Source organism: Roseovarius sp. THAF9, from assembly GCF_009363715.1.
In the GTDB taxonomy this organism is placed as follows: domain Bacteria; phylum Pseudomonadota; class Alphaproteobacteria; order Rhodobacterales; family Rhodobacteraceae; genus Roseovarius.
This window is the reverse complement of the sequence record NZ_CP045404.1, coordinates 3,819,267-3,835,302: the sequence shown is the minus strand read 5'-3', so window position 1 is coordinate 3,835,302 and position 16,036 is coordinate 3,819,267. Positions and strand designations below refer to the sequence as shown.

The 16,036-nt window shown below is 63.7% G+C and carries 14 protein-coding genes and 2 pseudogenes; 5 read left to right on the top strand and 11 right to left on the bottom strand.

What is annotated here, in order from left to right; genetic code table 11:
* Nucleotides 1-3: 3 nt before the first annotated feature.
* From FIU86_RS18790 to FIU86_RS18760, 7 genes are all read right to left on the bottom strand, one after another.
* Complete coding sequence (locus FIU86_RS18790; protein ID WP_152476473.1) at nt 4-306, bottom strand: hypothetical protein; 303 nt, start codon at nt 304-306, stop codon at nt 4-6.
* Between the two features lie 6 nt (nt 307-312).
* Nucleotides 313-1,596, bottom strand: coding sequence for a TRAP transporter large permease (locus tag FIU86_RS18785; protein ID WP_152476472.1), 1,284 nt, complete (start codon nt 1,594-1,596; stop codon nt 313-315).
* On the bottom strand, nt 1,589-2,116 hold the full coding sequence (locus FIU86_RS18780; protein WP_152476471.1) for a TRAP transporter small permease: 528 nt from the start codon (nt 2,114-2,116) through the stop codon (nt 1,589-1,591). The genes FIU86_RS18785 and FIU86_RS18780 overlap by 8 nt, the downstream gene beginning before the upstream one ends.
* A 52-nt stretch (nt 2,117-2,168) precedes the next feature.
* Nucleotides 2,169-3,149, bottom strand: coding sequence for a TRAP transporter substrate-binding protein (locus FIU86_RS18775; protein WP_152476470.1), 981 nt, complete (start codon nt 3,147-3,149; stop codon nt 2,169-2,171).
* 89 nt (nt 3,150-3,238) lie between these two features.
* Nucleotides 3,239-4,120, bottom strand: a complete 882-nt coding sequence (locus FIU86_RS18770) for an NAD(P)-dependent oxidoreductase (RefSeq protein ID WP_152476469.1) — start codon at nt 4,118-4,120, stop codon at nt 3,239-3,241.
* A 48-nt stretch (nt 4,121-4,168) separates the two neighbouring features.
* Complete coding sequence (locus tag FIU86_RS18765) at nt 4,169-5,656, bottom strand: aldehyde dehydrogenase (RefSeq protein WP_152476468.1); 1,488 nt, start codon at nt 5,654-5,656, stop codon at nt 4,169-4,171.
* A gap of 236 nt (nt 5,657-5,892) precedes the next feature.
* Nucleotides 5,893-6,747, bottom strand: coding sequence for an amidohydrolase (locus tag FIU86_RS18760; RefSeq protein WP_152476467.1), 855 nt, complete (start codon nt 6,745-6,747; stop codon nt 5,893-5,895).
* An 82-nt stretch (nt 6,748-6,829) separates the two neighbouring features.
* On the opposite strand from FIU86_RS18760, the gene FIU86_RS18755 reads away from it, so the two are divergent.
* The 4 genes from FIU86_RS18755 to FIU86_RS18740 are packed head-to-tail and all read left to right on the top strand — an operon-like array spanning nt 6,830 to nt 10,492.
* Nucleotides 6,830-7,558, top strand: a complete 729-nt coding sequence (locus FIU86_RS18755) for a GntR family transcriptional regulator (RefSeq protein ID WP_152476466.1) — start codon at nt 6,830-6,832, stop codon at nt 7,556-7,558.
* Nucleotides 7,559-7,590: 32 nt separating this feature from the next.
* The gene (locus FIU86_RS18750) at nt 7,591-8,541 is read left to right on the top strand and encodes a tripartite tricarboxylate transporter substrate binding protein (protein ID WP_152476465.1); all 951 of its coding nucleotides are present in this window, start codon (nt 7,591-7,593) and stop codon (nt 8,539-8,541) included.
* Between the two features lie 3 nt (nt 8,542-8,544).
* Entirely contained in the window at nt 8,545-8,994 is a 450-nt protein-coding gene (locus FIU86_RS18745; RefSeq protein WP_152476464.1) for a tripartite tricarboxylate transporter TctB family protein, read from the top strand.
* 1 nt (nt 8,995) lies between these two features.
* Nucleotides 8,996-10,492, top strand: a complete 1,497-nt coding sequence (locus tag FIU86_RS18740; protein ID WP_152476463.1) for a tripartite tricarboxylate transporter permease — start codon at nt 8,996-8,998, stop codon at nt 10,490-10,492.
* A 180-nt stretch (nt 10,493-10,672) separates the two neighbouring features.
* Here FIU86_RS18740 and FIU86_RS18735 read toward each other — a convergent pair whose 3' ends face one another.
* The 4 genes and pseudogenes from FIU86_RS18735 to FIU86_RS18720 form a co-directional block, all read right to left on the bottom strand.
* Nucleotides 10,673-12,064 carry a M20 family metallopeptidase gene (locus FIU86_RS18735; protein WP_152476462.1) on the bottom strand — a complete coding sequence of 464 codons (1,392 nt, stop codon included), beginning with the start codon at nt 12,062-12,064 and terminating at the stop codon, nt 10,673-10,675.
* The gene (locus FIU86_RS18730; RefSeq protein ID WP_152476461.1) at nt 12,061-13,626 is read right to left on the bottom strand and encodes a gamma-glutamyltransferase; all 1,566 of its coding nucleotides are present in this window, start codon (nt 13,624-13,626) and stop codon (nt 12,061-12,063) included. The genes FIU86_RS18735 and FIU86_RS18730 overlap by 4 nt, the downstream gene beginning before the upstream one ends.
* Nucleotides 13,623-14,606 carry an ABC transporter ATP-binding protein gene (locus FIU86_RS18725; protein WP_152476460.1) on the bottom strand — a complete coding sequence of 328 codons (984 nt, stop codon included), beginning with the start codon at nt 14,604-14,606 and terminating at the stop codon, nt 13,623-13,625. The genes FIU86_RS18730 and FIU86_RS18725 overlap by 4 nt, the downstream gene beginning before the upstream one ends.
* A pseudogene (locus FIU86_RS18720) lies at nt 14,603-14,824 on the bottom strand (ABC transporter ATP-binding protein); the annotation flags it as partial. The pseudogene FIU86_RS18720 and the gene FIU86_RS18725, both read right to left, overlap by 4 nt.
* Here FIU86_RS18720 and FIU86_RS18715 point away from each other — a divergent pair.
* Nucleotides 14,810-14,989 (top strand): annotated as a pseudogene (locus FIU86_RS18715) (transposase); the annotation flags it as partial. The pseudogenes FIU86_RS18720 and FIU86_RS18715 sit on opposite strands and share 15 nt — an antisense overlap.
* Nucleotides 14,990-16,036 lie beyond the last annotated feature (1,047 nt).

Below are 16,036 nucleotides of genomic sequence, written 5' to 3'. Positions count from 1 at the left end.
TTCCTAACTCCCGTGGAAAGATCGGCGCAAGACCAGCACGCCCTTCGGGTATCGGTCGCGCAAATGAGGCACCGGGTTCAATCCCGCTCGGAATGGTTCGTCACGGCGCTGCCGCACGGCACGCGCCACGGTCGCCGGCAGGGTCATGCGGCCGGCGGCAAGCTCGCCCGTGGCCTCCGCGACCTCGAATGTCGGCTCGTGGAACTGAAACGTGGGTGCGGGCCCGGTACGGGCGGCAGGGTCGATCGACAGGCCTAGTTCGAACAGCGTGTCAAAGCCCGATGCCTTGACCCAGGATGGCGGCAACCGGCGTCAGAACCCGCTCGCCTTCGGCAGCCAAGCGGACAGGAACGGCACGAAGGTGATCAGCAGCAGCGCCACGGCGAGGGCGATGAAGAAAGGTGGCATCTCGCGGATCAGGGCCGACGGCTTGAGCCCCACGGTGGAAGATACGACGAAGATCAGGCTGCCGACAGGCGGCGTCGTAAGGCCCAGAGTCAGGTTGACGATCACGATGATGGCAAAGTGATTGGGATCGATCCCCAACGCAAAGCTGATCGGCGCGAGGATGGGCACCAGGATCATGACGCCCGGCAGCGGGTCCATGAACAGGCCGAACACCAACAGCAGAAGGTTGACCGCCAGCAGGAAAACGATCGGTGCGAGGTCCCACGCGATGATGGTTTGCGCCAGGTACTGTGGAATGCTCTCGATGATCAGCACCCACGCGAACGCCCGCGCGGCACCGAGGATGAGCAGCACCGCGCCCGATGTCAGCGCCGCGCGCAGCACGATGGCGGGGAGATCGCGCAGGCGCAGCGAGCGATAAACGAACATGCCCACGACAAGCGCGTAGAAGACGGCGATCACGGACGCCTCTGTCGGCGTGAAAACCCCGAACCTGATACCGCCCACGATCAGAACGATCAGGATCAGCGCCGGCAGCGCGAACAGTGCGGTCCGGGCGATTTCGGCAAAAGGCGGCATCGGCGCGCCCGAGGCATAGTTGCGCTGCCTGCTGACGCGGGCATTGGCCAGCAGCACCATCACCGTGATCACCAGCCCCGGCAGGATCCCGGCCATGAACAGCGACCCGACCGAAACGTTCTGGTCCTGCATCGCATAGATGATCATGGTGATCGAGGGCGGGATGATCGGGCCGACGACGGCACTGGCAATGGTCAGGGCGCTGGCATAGGGGCGGTCGTAGCCGCCTTTTTCCATCATCCGGATCATCATTGTGCCCGGTCCGGCGGCATCGGCAAGCGCGCTGCCCGAGATCCCCGCGAACATTGCGGAACTCATGACATTGGCGTGGCCCAGCCCGCCGCGCAGATGCCCCACCAGCGACTGCGCAAGCCGCAGGATCGCCAGTGTCACCGCGCCGCCGGTCATGATCTCGGACGCCAGGATAAAGAACGGCACGGCCAGCAGCGGAAAACTGTCCAGGCCCGAGAACATTTCCTTGACCACCACCAGCGGCTGATAGCTGGAGGCCAGCATGATCGCCGCAAAGACCGAGATCGCCATTGCGAAGGCGACCGGCAGCCCCAGGATCAACAGCGCGAAAAGCGCGGGAAAGAGGATTTCAGCCATTGGCGCCGCCGGTGACGGTGTCGTCGTCGACGCCGCGTGCATCGAGGCTCTTGTACTCTCCGGCGCCGATGAAGGGGCGGGCGATCAGCAACAGGTGAACGATCAGCAACGCGAACCCAACCGGCATCGCCGCGTAGACATAAAGAAACGGCAGGCGCAGGGCCGGCGTAACCTGAAACTGCATCCGCTGTGCGTATTGCCAGCCGACGTAGACCATGTAGCCGAAGAAGGTCAGCAGGATCAGCACGATGAAGGCCCGAAGCAGCTTTTGCCCGATCGCCGGCAGGCTGTCTTGCAGGTTGGTGATGGCCACGTGGCCGCCGACGCGCAGGATCAGCCCCGCGCCGGTGAAGGTCAGCCAGATCATCAGATAGCGGGCGGCCTCGTCGGCCCAGGGCAGGGAATGCGCGGTGAAATAGCGCAGGAAGATATTCGCCCCCACGATCAGCGCCATCGCCGACAGCATCCCGATCAGCGCCCAGCCGTTCAGCACGACGAAAATATGTTCGAGCCGTTTCACGCGCCGCCCCCGGTCAGGGCACCGGCGCCGGGTGGGCGCCGGTGCGGTAGCATCACTCGAAGTTGACGATCGAGTCGACAAGGTCCTTGCCGTAGGTCTCGTAGTAGCCTTCGTAGGCCGACGTGATGGACTCCTGGAAAGCGGCCTTTTGTTCGGCAGACAGTTCATTCACTTTCATGCCGCGCTCTTTCAGGGTCTCGACGCCCGTGGTCTCGACATCGTCGACATAGCCGCGCATGGCGGTCACGGCCTCTGCCGCGGCCTTCTCAAAGGCGGCTTTCTGCGCGTCGTCGAGGCCATCCCAGAACGGCTTGGACACAAGCAGCATGGCGGGTGAATAGACGTGTCCCGACAGCGTCAGGTATTCCTGCACCTCGTCCAGCTTGACCGACACGATCACCGACAGCGGGTTTTCCTGCCCGTCGATCACGCCTTGTTGCAGCGACGAGATCACCTCGGGCCAAGCCATAGGCGTCGGCGCCGCACCCATGGCGTTGAACGCCGCCAGGTGCACGGGGTTTTCCATCGTGCGGATCTTCAGGCTTTCGACATCGGCCGGGGTTTCGATGGCGTTGCGGTTGTTGGTGATGTGGCGGAAGCCCTGCTCGCCCCAGGCCAGCCCGTGCAGACCGACATCATCGAACTTCGCCAGGATCTCTTGCCCGATTTCACCGTCCAGGACGGCGCGGGCGTGGTCGAGATCCCGAAACAGGAACGGAATGTCGAAAACGCCGGTATCGGGCACGAAGTTGGCCAGCGTGCCGGACGACACGATGGTGGCTTCGATGGTGCCCAGTTGCAGCCCCTCGATCACCTCGCGTTCGCCGCCAAGGCCGGAAGAAGGAAAGTGGTTGAACTCGAACGCATCGCCGGTCTCGGCCTTGACGACCTCTTCGAATTTCTGCGCCGCGACGCCGTAATGGCTGTCGGGGGCAAGGGCGTAGCCAATCTTGACTTCGGTCTGCGCAAGGGCCGGAAGGCCCATCGCAAGGAAGATGCCGGTCGAGACCAGCCCGCGGGTAATAAATGTCATGGTTTTCCTCCCGTTTGAAGTTTGCTTTTGCTACACAGGTATTTTTTTAGTGACAACCCTGTGCCAGCGCGGTGAGTGTGCTGGGGTCGTCAAACGTCCTTCCGTTGTCTGAACAGGCGGACCAGTTCGGGGACGTAAGCGTCGGCTGGCCCGCTCTTGACCGCCTCGGCAAGCGCGGCGGATACGCCATCGGCAACTGTCGTTTGCGCCCCTGCGGTGTCGGACATGCTGCGGTAATAGTCGATGTCCTTCAGGGCATTGGACACGACGAACGGCAGCGCGTCGCGATCCTGCGAGACGATGAAGGGCGCCAGCCGGTCGAGGGCCGCGCTCGCGCCGCCGCCGCCCGCCAGCACGTCGACGAACACCTGCGGATCTACGTCGGTATCGGCGGCCTGGGCGGCGGCCTCGGCCAGCAACGTCATGAAGCCGACCGAAACATAGTTGTGCAACAGCTTGAGCCGATGCCCATGTCCCAGCGGACCGACATGCGCCACCTGTTCGGTGAAAGAGGCCAGGACAGGGCGCACGGCATCCAGGGTTTCGGCCGCGCCGCCGACCAGCAGGTTCAGCGTCCCCTCGTGGGCATGTTTCGCGGTGCGTGTCATCGGCGCATCGAGATAATCGCCGCCGGAGTCGCGAACCAGTTCGGCCATGCGCAGGGTCGAGTCGGGCAGCGCGGTCGAGCAATCCACCACGATCGTTTCCGGGCGCAACGACGCGGCAAGGCCATCCGGCGCGCCGACGATGGCCTCGACCTGGGGCGAGCCGGTGACGCAGAGGATGACCACATCGGATGCCGCTGCGACCTCCGCAACCGTGGCGCACGCCCCGCCACCAAGATCGACAAGCTCGTCGGTGGGCTGGTTGCCGGGGTGGTCGAGAAATCGCAACGCGAAGCCGCCGCGGGACAGGATGTTGCGGGCGATGCCGTGGCCCATGAGCCCGACGCCTATGATGCCGACATTCATTAAGGGGTCTTTCCGTTCGTCTTTGTTCATTGCGTGGCGGGCGCGGGTCTATTCTGCGTTGATCCAGATCGCCTTGGTGTCGAGGTACTCTTCCATGTGTTCGGTCCCGCCCTCGCGCCCGTATCCCGACATCTTGACGCCGCCGAAGGGCACGGCGGGGTCGATGGCGTGGTACATGTTGACCCAGACCGACCCGGCCTTGAGCCGGTGCGCGAGCTTGTGCGCGGTGCCCAGGTGGGTCGAGAACACGCCCGCCGCAAGACCGTAGGGCGTGGCATTGGCGCGGGCCACGACTTCGTCCAGGTCGTCGAACGGCAGGGCCGAGATGACGGGGCCGAAGATTTCTTCGCGTGCGACACGCATCGTGTCAGTCACACCGCCCAGTACCGTCGGCTGGAAATAGTGCCCGCCTGCAAGCTCCGGGCCTTCGGCCCGTGCGCCGCCTGTGATGACCTGCGCGCCTTCGCGCGGGCCAGCGTCGAGGTAGCCCGCGATCCGCTCGGCCTGAAGGGCCGAGATGATCGGGCCGATCTCGGTTTCCTCATGAATGCCGTGACCGATGCGCAGCCCAGCGGCATAGTCGGCGACACGGCGCACGAATTCGTCATGTATCTCGCGCGCCACGAACAGGCGTGATCCGGCGATGCAGATCTGCCCGGAATTGGCGAAGACGGCCATCGCGGCGACCGGTACCGCCTTTTCGATATCGGCGTCGCGGCACACGATGATGGGGGACTTCCCACCCAGTTCCAGCGACACGCGCTTGAGATTGCCGGTGGCGGCGCGGGCGATGGCCTGTCCGGTGGCGGTCGAGCCGGTGAAGACGATCTTGTCGACTCCGTCGTGTTCGGCAAGGGCCGCCCCGGCCTCGGACCCCAGGCCCGTCACGATGTTCAGCACACCATCGGGCAGGCCGGCCTCCTGCATGATCCGGGCAATCATCAGGACGGTCAACGAGGCCTCTTCCGACGGTTTCAGAACGACGGTGCAACCGGTCGCGATGGCCGGCGCAATTTTCCAGATCGAGCCGGCAATCGGCGCATTCCAGGGAATGATGGCCCCGACGACGCCGATGGGCTCGCGCACGGTCTGGGAATAGATCTCGCCGGGGAAAGAGTTCGGGATGGTGGCGCCATGGATCGCCACGGCCTGACCGGCATAAAAGCGCAGCATCCCCAGGACCCTGCGGCTGTTGGCAAGCGTTCGCTGGATCGGCATTCCCATGTCCAGCGTGTCCGACAGGCACAGCTCTTCCCACTCCGCCTCGAACCGCTCGGCGATGTGCAGCAGCAGCGCCTGGCGCTCGAACGGAGTCCATTTCGACCAGGGGCCCTCGAACGCGGCGCGCGCGGCCTTGACCGCCGCATCCACATCTGCCGGCCCGCCCTTGGGCACGGTGGCCAGCAATGTGCCGTCCGCCGGGTTGCGGGCCTCTATGCTCTCGCCGGACCGGGCATCGCACCATTTCCCGTTTATGAACATCCGGCGGTGCCCGCCGTCGTAAAGAGCGGTTGCGGCCGCGCTCCGGTCTTTCATGGCGCCCTCGCCTTGTGTGAGTGTTTTGTTCGTTTGGTCTCGCAGCTTCGCGCCGCGGCCGGGTTTGCCGCTGTTTACACCAGTGGGTTTCCGAATGACCAGCGGATAACGGCGCGCGGCACGCGACGCGGTCCGACGCTTCGCCGGGGCCTGTTGAGGCATCGCGGCCAAAGCCGAAACCTGCTGCGCCGGTTCGGAATGGCGTCAGATCGTGGTGTCTGTTGCGCAAGCGATCTTCACAAACGCGGCCCGCTTTTTGCGACGGTTGCGACTCCGGCGTCCGGCGATTGATCGGCCGCACGATCTTCTGCCGCTTCCTGCCCGAGACCATACAAGGATTTCACGGCGCGCCTGTCGCACAGATCTGTCAGTTGCCCGGAAAAGGCCCAGACGTCGGGATAACTCGCACAGTCTTCGTGCTGCGTGTGGGGCCAGTCGCTGCCCCAGACCACATGGTGCGCGGGCAGAAGGCCCAGCAATTCGCTGGCATGTGGCAGCACGTCGAACTTGACCCGGTAATGTGCGGCAAACTTGAAATACAGCGCAGCGCGATCATGCGTCCTCGACACCGCCTCAAGCATCGGATCGTGCTTTGGGTTCGGGTCGGATGGAAGCCCGAAATGGTCCACGACGACGTTCACACCAAGGTCCGAGAGGGCAGGCAGGACCGGCGCCAGCCTCGGGCCCTCCAGATGAATCTCAAGGTGCATGTTGCGGTCGCGCAGCTTTCGCAGGAACTCTCGGGTCGTGCGTCCGCGAAGATCGGGGATCTCTGCGCCGCGAACCAGGTTCCAGCGCACGCCGCGCACGCCGGACCCAAACAGACGGTCGAGTTGTTCTTCGGATACGTCCAACCCCACCACGCAAACGCCTGAAAAGCGCCGTCGGTCCAGTTGTGAAAGGGCGGCGCACATCTGAGAGTTGTCGGACCCCAGAAAGCTGACCTGAACGATCACACCCCCCTGCAAGCCTCCGGCTTCGAGATGCCCAAGCCAGTCCGACAAGGGTGCCGGCTTTGCCGGAATATAGCGTGCCCCATCGATGGCAGTGACCGTTTCGTAGACATGTGCGTGGCAGTCGAACTGGATCATGGGCGCCTCCCTTAATTCATATATATGACTAGTTGACTAAATGGGTCAAGCTGGACTATCACGTTCCACAGGAGGAGACATTATGATCGGATTCGATGCCCCGGACGCCCGGCTTCCGGCCTACGCACGGCTCAGGGACACGTTCACCGCGCGGATCGCGACCGGCGAATGGACCCCGGATCATCCGATCCCGTCCGAGGCGCGTCTGGCCCAAGAATTCGACGTGTCCGTCGGCACCGTGCGCAAGGCGGTCGACGGGCTGGTGGAAGAGGGGCTGCTGGAACGTCGGCAGGGATCTGGAACCCGGGTGCGTGCGCCGTCCTTCAGCGCGAGCCTTTTCCGGTTCTTCCCCATCCGCGAGACCGATGGATCGCCCGTTTCGATCCCGTCCAGCCAGATCATCCTGCGCAGCGTCACGAAGGCCCCGGCAGCGGCGTCTTCGGTGCTGGACACCGAGGACGTCATCAAGATCGTGCGCCTGCGGTCACTGTCGGATCAGCCTGTCCTGTTCGAAGAGATCTACATCCCGACAGAGCGCTTCGCGGGCTTCGAAAAGCTGCCCGAATCAAGCCTCGGCCCGCTGCTCTATCCGCTTTATTTCGAGCATTTCGGCGTGATGGTGAAGAGCGCCAGCGACGAGGTGTCCTTCGGCAAGGCCTCGGACCGGGTCGCGCAGCAATTGCGCATCCGCACGGGCGATCCGCTCGCGGTGATCGAGCGCACGGCCTTCGACATCGAGAACCGGCCCATCGAATGGCGGGTCGCAAGCGGAAGCGCCACGAACTTCCGATACCGCAGCGAAATCAACTGAGAACCTGAAAACAAACTCTAGGGAGAGAGACCATGACTTTCAGAACAACCTTCATCGGCCTGACGACGGCGGCGGCAATCGCCACGCCTGCGCTGGCGGAATACCCCGAGCGGACGATCGAGTTGACCATCCCGGCCGGCGCCGGCGGCGGCACCGACACCAGCGCCCGCAAGCTGGCCATCCTGCTCGAAGAAATGCTGGGTACGTCCATCGCGATCCTGAACGTGGGCGGTGGCGGCGGCTCTGTCGGCGCTTCGCAGTTCATGCAGGTCGAACCCGACGGTTACTCGCTTTTCGCAACGTGGAACAGCCCGCTGACGACCGTTCCGCAGGTGCAGAACGTCGCCTACTCGCTTGAAAGTTTCACGCCCATCGCATCGACCTCGGAAACCGCTTACACGCTGTGCGTCAAGGCCGACTTCCCTGCGACGACGGGCGAGGAATTCCTGGCCGAACTCGAGGCGAACCCGGGCAAGTACACTTACGGAAACGACGGGATCGGCGGCACCATGCAATTGGCAGCCGAACGGATCTTTCAGGCCCGCGGAATCGACGCCGTCGCCATTCCCTTCGGCGGCGCCGGCGAGACGCTTCAGAACTTTCTGGGCGGCCATGTAGACATCTACGGCGGGTCGATCTCGACGGTCCTGCCTTATGTCGAGAACGGCGAAGCCAAATGTCCGCTGGTGACCTCGGCGGCTGACGTGCCCGCGCTCCCCGGTGCGGCGGGACTCGAGTCGCTGGGCCTGGGCGACAAGGAAACGCTCCTGTGGCGCGCCATCCTTGGCCCCAAGGGACTCGACCCCGAAATCGTGAACATGCTGGCGGACACCATCGAGACGGCCGTGAACGAGCCCAGCTATGTCGAGTTCCTGAAGACCAAGGGCGAAGTGCCCAACGTCGTCAAAGGCGAAGCCCTGGGCGAGCGGCTGCAGTCAGAATATGACGCGCTTGCCGAAGTCTCGAAGGCGCTTGGTCTGTAAGCAATGGAAAAGCGTCAGGATATCGCGCTGGGGCTCATTTTCGTCCTCGTCGGCCTTGCCGCCGCGTGGATGGCCAGCAGCTACAGCGGGGCCAGTGGCACCTATCCGATGACACTCGGCCTGATCCTGACGTTTCTGGGCGGAACCGTGGTGGCCAGGGCTGTCCGGGTCGGCCAGGACAAGGCGCGGCAGCTGGTTGCCGCGCCCTCCAAATTCATCACGACAGCCGTCATTGCCGCAGTCTATGTGGCGGCGGTCATTCCCTTCGGATTCTACACCGCCTCGTTGTTGCTCATGCTGGTGCTGCCGGTCGCACTTGGTTTCCGTCAATGGATCTATGCCGTGATCGTCGCGGTCATTTTCATCGCGGTCGTCTTCCTGGTTTTCTCGGTGCTGCTGGAAAAGCCGCTGCCGCGCGAAGCGATCCCGCCGCTTCTGGGCCTCGGAGGGTGATATGGAGTTTTACCTGAACGCCCTTGGGTCCGTTCTGTCGGTCGCACCACTGCTGGCAATGGTTGGCGCGACCCTGCTGGGCGTCTTCATCGGTGCGCTGCCGGGATTAAACCCGGTCATGGCCATCGCCCTGCTGTTGCCACTGACATACTCGATGGACCCGCTGGTTGCGCTCGGGATGGTCGCGGGTATCTATAACGGTTCGATGTATGGCGGCGCCATTCCCGCAATCCTTTTGCGCATTCCGGGCACGCCGGCCTCGATCGCCACGACGTTCGACGGCTTTCCCATGGCCGACAAGGGAGAGGCCGCCAAGGCGCTCAAGATCGCCTGCTGGTCCTCCGCTGTGGGTGGCATCGCCAGCGCACTCGCGCTGATGACGATTGGCCCGCTGCTTGCGCGCGTCACGCTGTTCTTCGGTCCGGCGGAATATTTCTGGATCGCCATTTTCGGCATGGCATCCGTGGGTGTCATGGTCGGGTCCGACCCGGTGAAAGGCGTCATGGCCGCTGTCCTGGGGCTGTTGATCGGAACGATCGGGATCGACAATCTTTCCGGCCAGGCCCGGTTCACCTTCGACCAGACCTGGCTTCTGGGCGGCCTTGACCTGATCGTGGTCCTTGTCGGACTCTATGCCTTGCCGCCCGTTCTGCAACTGGCCGAAAAATGCGATCTGAAAGGGCTCTCGGCGGACCAGTTGAAGCTGACGAACGTGCCGTTTGCTCCCGGTGAGAAGCGTGGCCTTATCCCGACTTGGCTCCGGTCCTCCGGCATCGGGGTCGGTGTCGGCATCCTGCCGGGCGCCGGCGGAAATATCGCAGCCTTTCTCAGCTACAACGCCGCCCGGAACGCCGCTGACGATCCGGACAGCTTTGGGCGGGGCAACCCCCAGGGCGTGGCCGCCGCCGAATGCGGCAACAATGCCGACAACGCGGCATCCATGATTCCCGCGCTCTCGCTCGGCATTCCCGGCAACGTGGTAGCGGCGCTCGTGCTCAGCGCGCTCACGATCCACGGTCTGCAACCCGGACCGCAGCTGTTCCATCAAAATCCCGTCCTCGTGGGGGGCTTCATGATGGAGATGCTGATCACCTCGGTCCTGATTTTCGCTTTGGGCGGCGCACTCGCAACGCGGGTCTTCGCCCAGTTCCAAAGGCTGCCCGGCGTGCTTCTGGTTCCGTCGATCCTGATCCTCATGTGCGTCGGTGTATACGTGATCAACGGCCGACCGGTCGATCTTTGGGTCATGCTGGCCGCCGGGATTGCCGGCTACTTTCTTGAGAAAGTGAACGTCCCGCTGGCTCCGATCATCCTCGGGATGATCTTGGGACCCATGGCAGAGCAAAGTGTCCGCCGCGCCCTGCTGATCAGCCGCGGTGACGCGACCGAGCTTCTGACGCGTCCGATCTCAGCCCTACTCGCAGTCATGACGGTCCTTGTGATCGTCTGGCCCATGGCAAAAGCGATGCGCCGCAGAAAGCGCCAGCGCCAAAGCTGAAACGCTTTGCAGTGCTGGGGGCGCTTACGGCAAAAGTGCCCGGCGTTATATGGGGTGACAGGAAACGGATACGTCGGCGCATCCGCTGTACGTCCCAAATACATCCCCTGTGGACCCCAAGACCGGGATGTGCATGTCCGGGGATCGACGCAAAGGCGTTATTTGCTGGTTTCGTCCTTCTCAGTGGCCCGGCGTCGGCTTTTCGCCGATGTCCCAGAACACGCCGGCCATGACCCGCAGCGCATCCCGGCAAACCGGCTTCAGCACATGCTCGTTCGGCGCGTGTTGCGAGCAGCCGCGATAGGAATGCGGCACCCAGATCGTCGGCAGTTCCAGGATATCTGTGAAGCTGTCGTTGGGCAGGGAGCCGGCGAGGTTGGGCAGGACGTGCAGCTCGCCCGATGTCTCGCGGATCGACTGGCCGACGAATTGCACCCAGGGATGGGTCGGGTCCAGCCGGGTGGCGGCGAAGAAACCACGGTCGTGGGGGCGGATCTGCACCCGGTCGAAGCCGTGCGCGTCGAGATGGCGGCGCAGGGCGGGCACCACATCCTGCGGATCCGTGCCGACGACGAAGCGCAGCTGGCAGGTGGCCCGCGCCCAGCCCGATATCGCGTTGACCGGCGCGTCGGGCACGCCGGAGACCATGGCGAGGACGGCAAAGCTGTTCCAGCCGAACACGCGTTCGGCGGGGGTCAGGCCTTCCTCGCCCCAGTTAGGGTCGACATCGGGTCCTTCGCCGCCTTGGACGGGCAGATCACGCAGGGCGTCGCGGACCGTGTCGGTCAGGCTGTCTGGGCGCCATTCGGGCACCTTGATCTGACCGCGCGCATCGGTGATGCAGGCCAGCGCATGGGCAAGGATCATTGCCGGGTCCGCCAGCAGGCCGCCCCAGTTGCCGGAATGGTGCGCTCCTTCGTGGGTTTCGACCACGAGGTCGAAGGTGGTGCCGCCCCGCGAGCCCATGAACATGGTGGGCACCCCGGGTTGCAGGCGCGGCCCGTCCGAGGCGATCAGCACATCCGCCGTCAGCCGGTCCTTGTAGGTGCGGAAGATCTCGGGCAGGCCGACCGAGCCGACCTCCTCGCTCATCTCGATGACGATGCGGGTGTTGAAACCGAGGCTGCCGCGCGCCGCGAGGACGGATTCGAGTGCCGCGATATTGATGAGGTGTTGGCTCTTGTTGTCGGCGGTGCCGCGGCCATAGAGCCGGTCGCCCTCTTCGGTGATCTCCCAGGGCTGCAATCCGTCGCGCCACATGCCCTCTTGTCCCAGTACGGTATCGCCGTGGCCATAGGTCAGGACCGTGGGCAGGTCGTCGCCCTCGACCCGTTCGCCCAAGAGCAGCGGCCCGCCCTTGGGATTGGGGTTGTCGACGATCTCGCAGGCAAAGCCAATCGCCTCCAGCCGGGGCTGCATCGCCTCGACAAGGTAGCGCTGCGCCTCGGCGCGGGCCTCGGGGGCGGGGTTCTGGCTTTCGCTGCGGAAGGCCACGAGGTGCGACAGGTCGGACTGGAACGTGCCGGCGTCGAAATACTCGGTGGCGGTGGAGATGGCGGTATCGCGTGTCATTGAGGGTCTTCCAGAACTGCGTCACCCCAAGGTGACATGATTTCGGTACATCCCGTGTTCACGGCATCATCGCGCATGACGCCGGCGGGACAGGCAAAGGCATAGGGCAGGACGGTACGCCGGGTGGTCTGCACCGGCATCACCTGTTCGATGGCCGACAGAACCGAGGCGGGCAGCGTGTCGTCGGCGATGGCGGTGCCGCTGCCCGAGACGTCGATGCGGGGGGCGTGAAATGTGCCCTCGATATCCATGCCGCGGTCGGCGATGAACGAGGCCATCTGAGAAACTGCCGAGACGATCTTGCGCCCGCCCGAGGCGCCGAGCGCGAAGTGGCGCGGGCCCTGGTGGCCGAGGATGGGACAGACATTCATCAGGCAGGCCTTGTTCGGGGCCAGCGAGTTGGGTTTGCCCGGCTTTGGGTCGAACCACATGATGCCGTTGTTAATCAAAAGGCCGGTTGTGGGCGAGACCACGCGGCTGCCGAAGATCGACAGCAGGGTCTGGGTGTTTGCTACCATGTTCCCGGCGCGGTCGACGACCGAGAAATGCGTAGTGCAACCGGGCGCCTCCGCCACTTCGCCGGTATCGCCCATCTTGCCCAGCCGCTCGGCATAGGCGCGGTCCAGGGCGCTTGCATAGGCCGGGAAGGCCCGTTCAGGGCTGGAAAGGTCTTGTTCCGAGAGCTGCTCCATCACGCGGGCGAAGGTGGGCCCGGCGGTAAGGCCGGGCATGACGTGGAAAAGCGCGTCGCGGTACGGCACGCGTTGCGCGGGCCCCATCCAGGCGCGGTAGCCCGAGAGGTCGTCAGCCGACAGGCTGCCGCCCTTGGCCCGCACGTCGCTGGCCAGGGCCCGGGCGATATCGCCGTCGTAGAAGCTGCGCGGACCGCCGCGGGCCAGGGTTTCCAGCATGTCGGCCATGGCAGTCTGATCGAGCCGATTGTCCGGGATCGCCGTCCAGCCCGAGCCCTTGGGCCACGTTCCGTCATCGAGAAAGAGCGCGGCGGCATCGGCGTCGGCGGCGAGGTTGCGGGCCACCGACGCAATCAGGAGCGCGGCGTACCAGTCCACCAGCATGCCTTCTCGGGCATAGGCGATCGCGGGGGCCAGAAGGTCGGCCCAGGGCATGCGGCCCCACCGGTCATGGGCCTGCCCGATCCCGTCCACCACGCCGGGCACGGCGATGGCGGTGGCGCCTTCGACGTTGCGGTCATTCACGACCCGCTCCCACGGGAACAGATCGCCGGCCTTGCCTTCGCCGGACAGGGGATAGTCGGCCACGTCGAGGTTCTTGGGTGAGCGCATGCCGAAATTGATCGCCACCGCCTCGCCCGTGTCGGCGCGCCAGTGGACCGCCGCGCCGCCGCCGGCAGGGCCGCTCATCCACGGTTCCAGCACGCCGATAGCGAACGAAGTGGCCACGGCGGCATCGACCGCGTCACCGCCCGCACGCAGAGCTTCGGCGCCCGCCTCGGCGGCAAGGCGGTGCTGCGCGGCGACCACGCCGCCGGGGGTTTCGATGACGTGCTTGGCGACCGTCTGCGTTCGGGACAATGCGCTCATGCGGCGCCCTTTTCATACATCGGGCTTTCGGGGTCGTGCAGGTGGCATTCGACCAGCCCCGACTCGGTTTGCAGGGGCCGGGGCGCCTGCGCCGCGCAATGCGGCGTGGCGTGCGGGCAGCGCGGGTGGAAGGCGCAGCCCGAGGGCGGATCGATGGGGTTGGGATAGGCGGTGCCGAGCGAGGTTTCGGGCACGCCCTGCGTCGGGTCGGGCGTCAGGACCGAGCTGAGCAACGCCTGCGTGTAAGGGTGGCGCGGACGCTCGAAGAGGTCGGCCACCGGAGCCTCTTCGACGATGCGGCCGAGATACATCACCGCGACGCGCGTGGCGAGGTGTTCGACCACCGCGAGGTCGTGCGAGATGAAGAGATAAGTCAGCCCGAAGTCACGGCGCAGATCGGCCAGCAGGTTGAGGATCTGGCTTTGCACCGACACGTCGAGCGCCGAGGTAGGTTCGTCGCAGATGACGATCTCGGGCTTCATCACCAGCGCCCGGGCGATGGCCACGCGCTGGCGCTGGCCGCCGGACATCTGGCTGGGATAGGTGTTGATGACACGGGCGGGCAGGCCCACGATGTCGAGGATTTCCTCGACCGCCTTGCGCTGGCTGGCGGCGTCGCCGATGCCGTGCACGCGCAGAGGCAGCGAGATGAGATCATAGATCGACTTGCGCGGGTTGAGCGAGGAATACGGGTCCTGGAAAACCGGCTGAAGCCGCCCGGCGAGGGCGCGGCGGTCCAGATCCTGCATGTCCTCGCCTTCGACCAGCACCTTGCCATCGGTCGGTTTTTCGAGCCCGAGGAGCAGCTTGGCGAGGGTCGACTTGCCGCAGCCGGATTCACCGACAAGGCCCAGCACCTCGCCCTTGCGGATCGAGAGGGTGACGTCATTGACCGCTGACAGCGGCCTGCGCTTGCCGAAAAGACCCTGCTTGACGCTGTAGGTTTTCTTGACGTGATCAAGGGTGAGGATCTCGCTCATGCGGCGTCTCCTTCCTTGGAGAGGGCGCCATCGGCGTGGACGCAGCGAAAGTCGTGACTGTCGGTGCCGCGCAGAGGGATGGCTTCGCGGCAGGCCGGGATCGCATGAGGACAGCGCGTGCGGAAGGCGCAGCCGGTGACGTCGCCCACCAGCGAGGGCACGATGCCCGCGATGGTGCCGAGCGCCGCACCGCGTTCGGTCTTGCCCGGTTGCGGGATGAGCTGCTCAAAGGCGAGCTGTTCTACAGCCTGCGCGAGGCCCAAATCCTGATCGAGCAATGGCGCATCCACTACAACACCGTCAGGCCACACAGTGCATTAGGCTATCGCCCACCCGCGCCAGAAAGCATCGTTCCAGTAGACCAGAGGCCCACAATGCACTAACAATCAACCCGGACCACCCGATGGGGGCACGCCATGCCTTACCGAATTGCCTGGTTGAGGATATAGCAACTCATCACTGTGGCGTCGCTGCAACATCGCGTTCAAATTGCAAAGTTGCCCTTAGGTAAACATGGGTCATTAATGCCGGATTAACCAATTTCCACCAGCGTCATTCCGCGGGCAAAAAAACTATAAAGAGCGGTCAAAATTGGGGAAAATTAAAACGGAACTGGGACTATGCAAACTGGCGACGTACCGCATCTTCTTTGGGAGATGTACGAAGAAGCAATGACTGGCGCTGAAAGCGCCGAGAATGAAAAATACCGGCTTGCTCTATTGGGATTGGTCAATGCGTTCGAGGCTGACATAGACCGAATGGGTCTAAGACTTCCAGCACCATTGATATCCAAAGGCAAAGACCCGGACGTGTCTTAAGTACCAGAAACCTAGGATGGGCCGAATCCAGCCGATCTGGCCTGGCATGTGTGACCTTAACGGATTTTTAATCGCTCTGTAGGACGCTTTAACCATCCTTATTGGAGCGTTATCGATATGGAAGCAAATACAGGAGCTAGTGAGGTTAGCCTCAGTAAATTTCCGGACAGCTCCGAAAGCGAATTTTCTTACTCGGCTTCCCGCAACCGCTTGTTGGTTGCAATAAGTATGGCCGAGTCAGAAGGATACGTTGCGACGCGCGACGCTCTGATCGAATTACTGAAAGAGCTGGAAGCGAGCAAACTAACGCGTCTGCCTTGTGAGACACATGACTCGAAATGATTGACTCGCCACCCATGATCCCTGCGCCTATTGGCTATCTATGCTTAGACTTGTTCTGTTTTTGACCAATAACAATTTTTACAACTATGGAAGCTGGAAGATTGCGAGACCAAACCGTCGAATTACGGTATTAAGACACTCCATTGTCAGATAGAATCTCGCAATAGATTTCGGAAGAAACGGCAGACGTTCATGGGCGGAATTTGAAGCGGTCGGCTATGGCGTTCTGACGCGAGAAGCACGGTCGAGGATTATCGTGCAATCGACGTG

What these genes read in the sequence shown, in the direction of transcription:
- FIU86_RS18765 (WP_152476468.1), bottom strand. Translation starts at nt 5,656, where the DNA reads ATGAAAGACCGGAGCGCGGCCGCAACCGCTCTTTACGACGGCGGGCAC.
- FIU86_RS18750 (WP_152476465.1), top strand. Translation starts at nt 7,591, where the DNA reads ATGACTTTCAGAACAACCTTCATCGGCCTGACGACGGCGGCGGCAATC.
- FIU86_RS18730 (WP_152476461.1), bottom strand. Translation starts at nt 13,626, where the DNA reads ATGAGCGCATTGTCCCGAACGCAGACGGTCGCCAAGCACGTCATCGAA.
- FIU86_RS18725 (WP_152476460.1), bottom strand. Translation starts at nt 14,606, where the DNA reads ATGAGCGAGATCCTCACCCTTGATCACGTCAAGAAAACCTACAGCGTC.
- FIU86_RS18785 (WP_152476472.1), bottom strand. Translation starts at nt 1,596, where the DNA reads ATGGCTGAAATCCTCTTTCCCGCGCTTTTCGCGCTGTTGATCCTGGGG.
- FIU86_RS18740 (WP_152476463.1), top strand. Translation starts at nt 8,996, where the DNA reads ATGGAGTTTTACCTGAACGCCCTTGGGTCCGTTCTGTCGGTCGCACCA.
- FIU86_RS18755 (WP_152476466.1), top strand. Translation starts at nt 6,830, where the DNA reads ATGATCGGATTCGATGCCCCGGACGCCCGGCTTCCGGCCTACGCACGG.
- FIU86_RS18770 (WP_152476469.1), bottom strand. Translation starts at nt 4,120, where the DNA reads ATGAATGTCGGCATCATAGGCGTCGGGCTCATGGGCCACGGCATCGCC.
- FIU86_RS18760 (WP_152476467.1), bottom strand. Translation starts at nt 6,747, where the DNA reads ATGATCCAGTTCGACTGCCACGCACATGTCTACGAAACGGTCACTGCC.
- FIU86_RS18775 (WP_152476470.1), bottom strand. Translation starts at nt 3,149, where the DNA reads ATGACATTTATTACCCGCGGGCTGGTCTCGACCGGCATCTTCCTTGCG.
- FIU86_RS18735 (WP_152476462.1), bottom strand. Translation starts at nt 12,064, where the DNA reads ATGACACGCGATACCGCCATCTCCACCGCCACCGAGTATTTCGACGCC.
- FIU86_RS18745 (WP_152476464.1), top strand. Translation starts at nt 8,545, where the DNA reads ATGGAAAAGCGTCAGGATATCGCGCTGGGGCTCATTTTCGTCCTCGTC.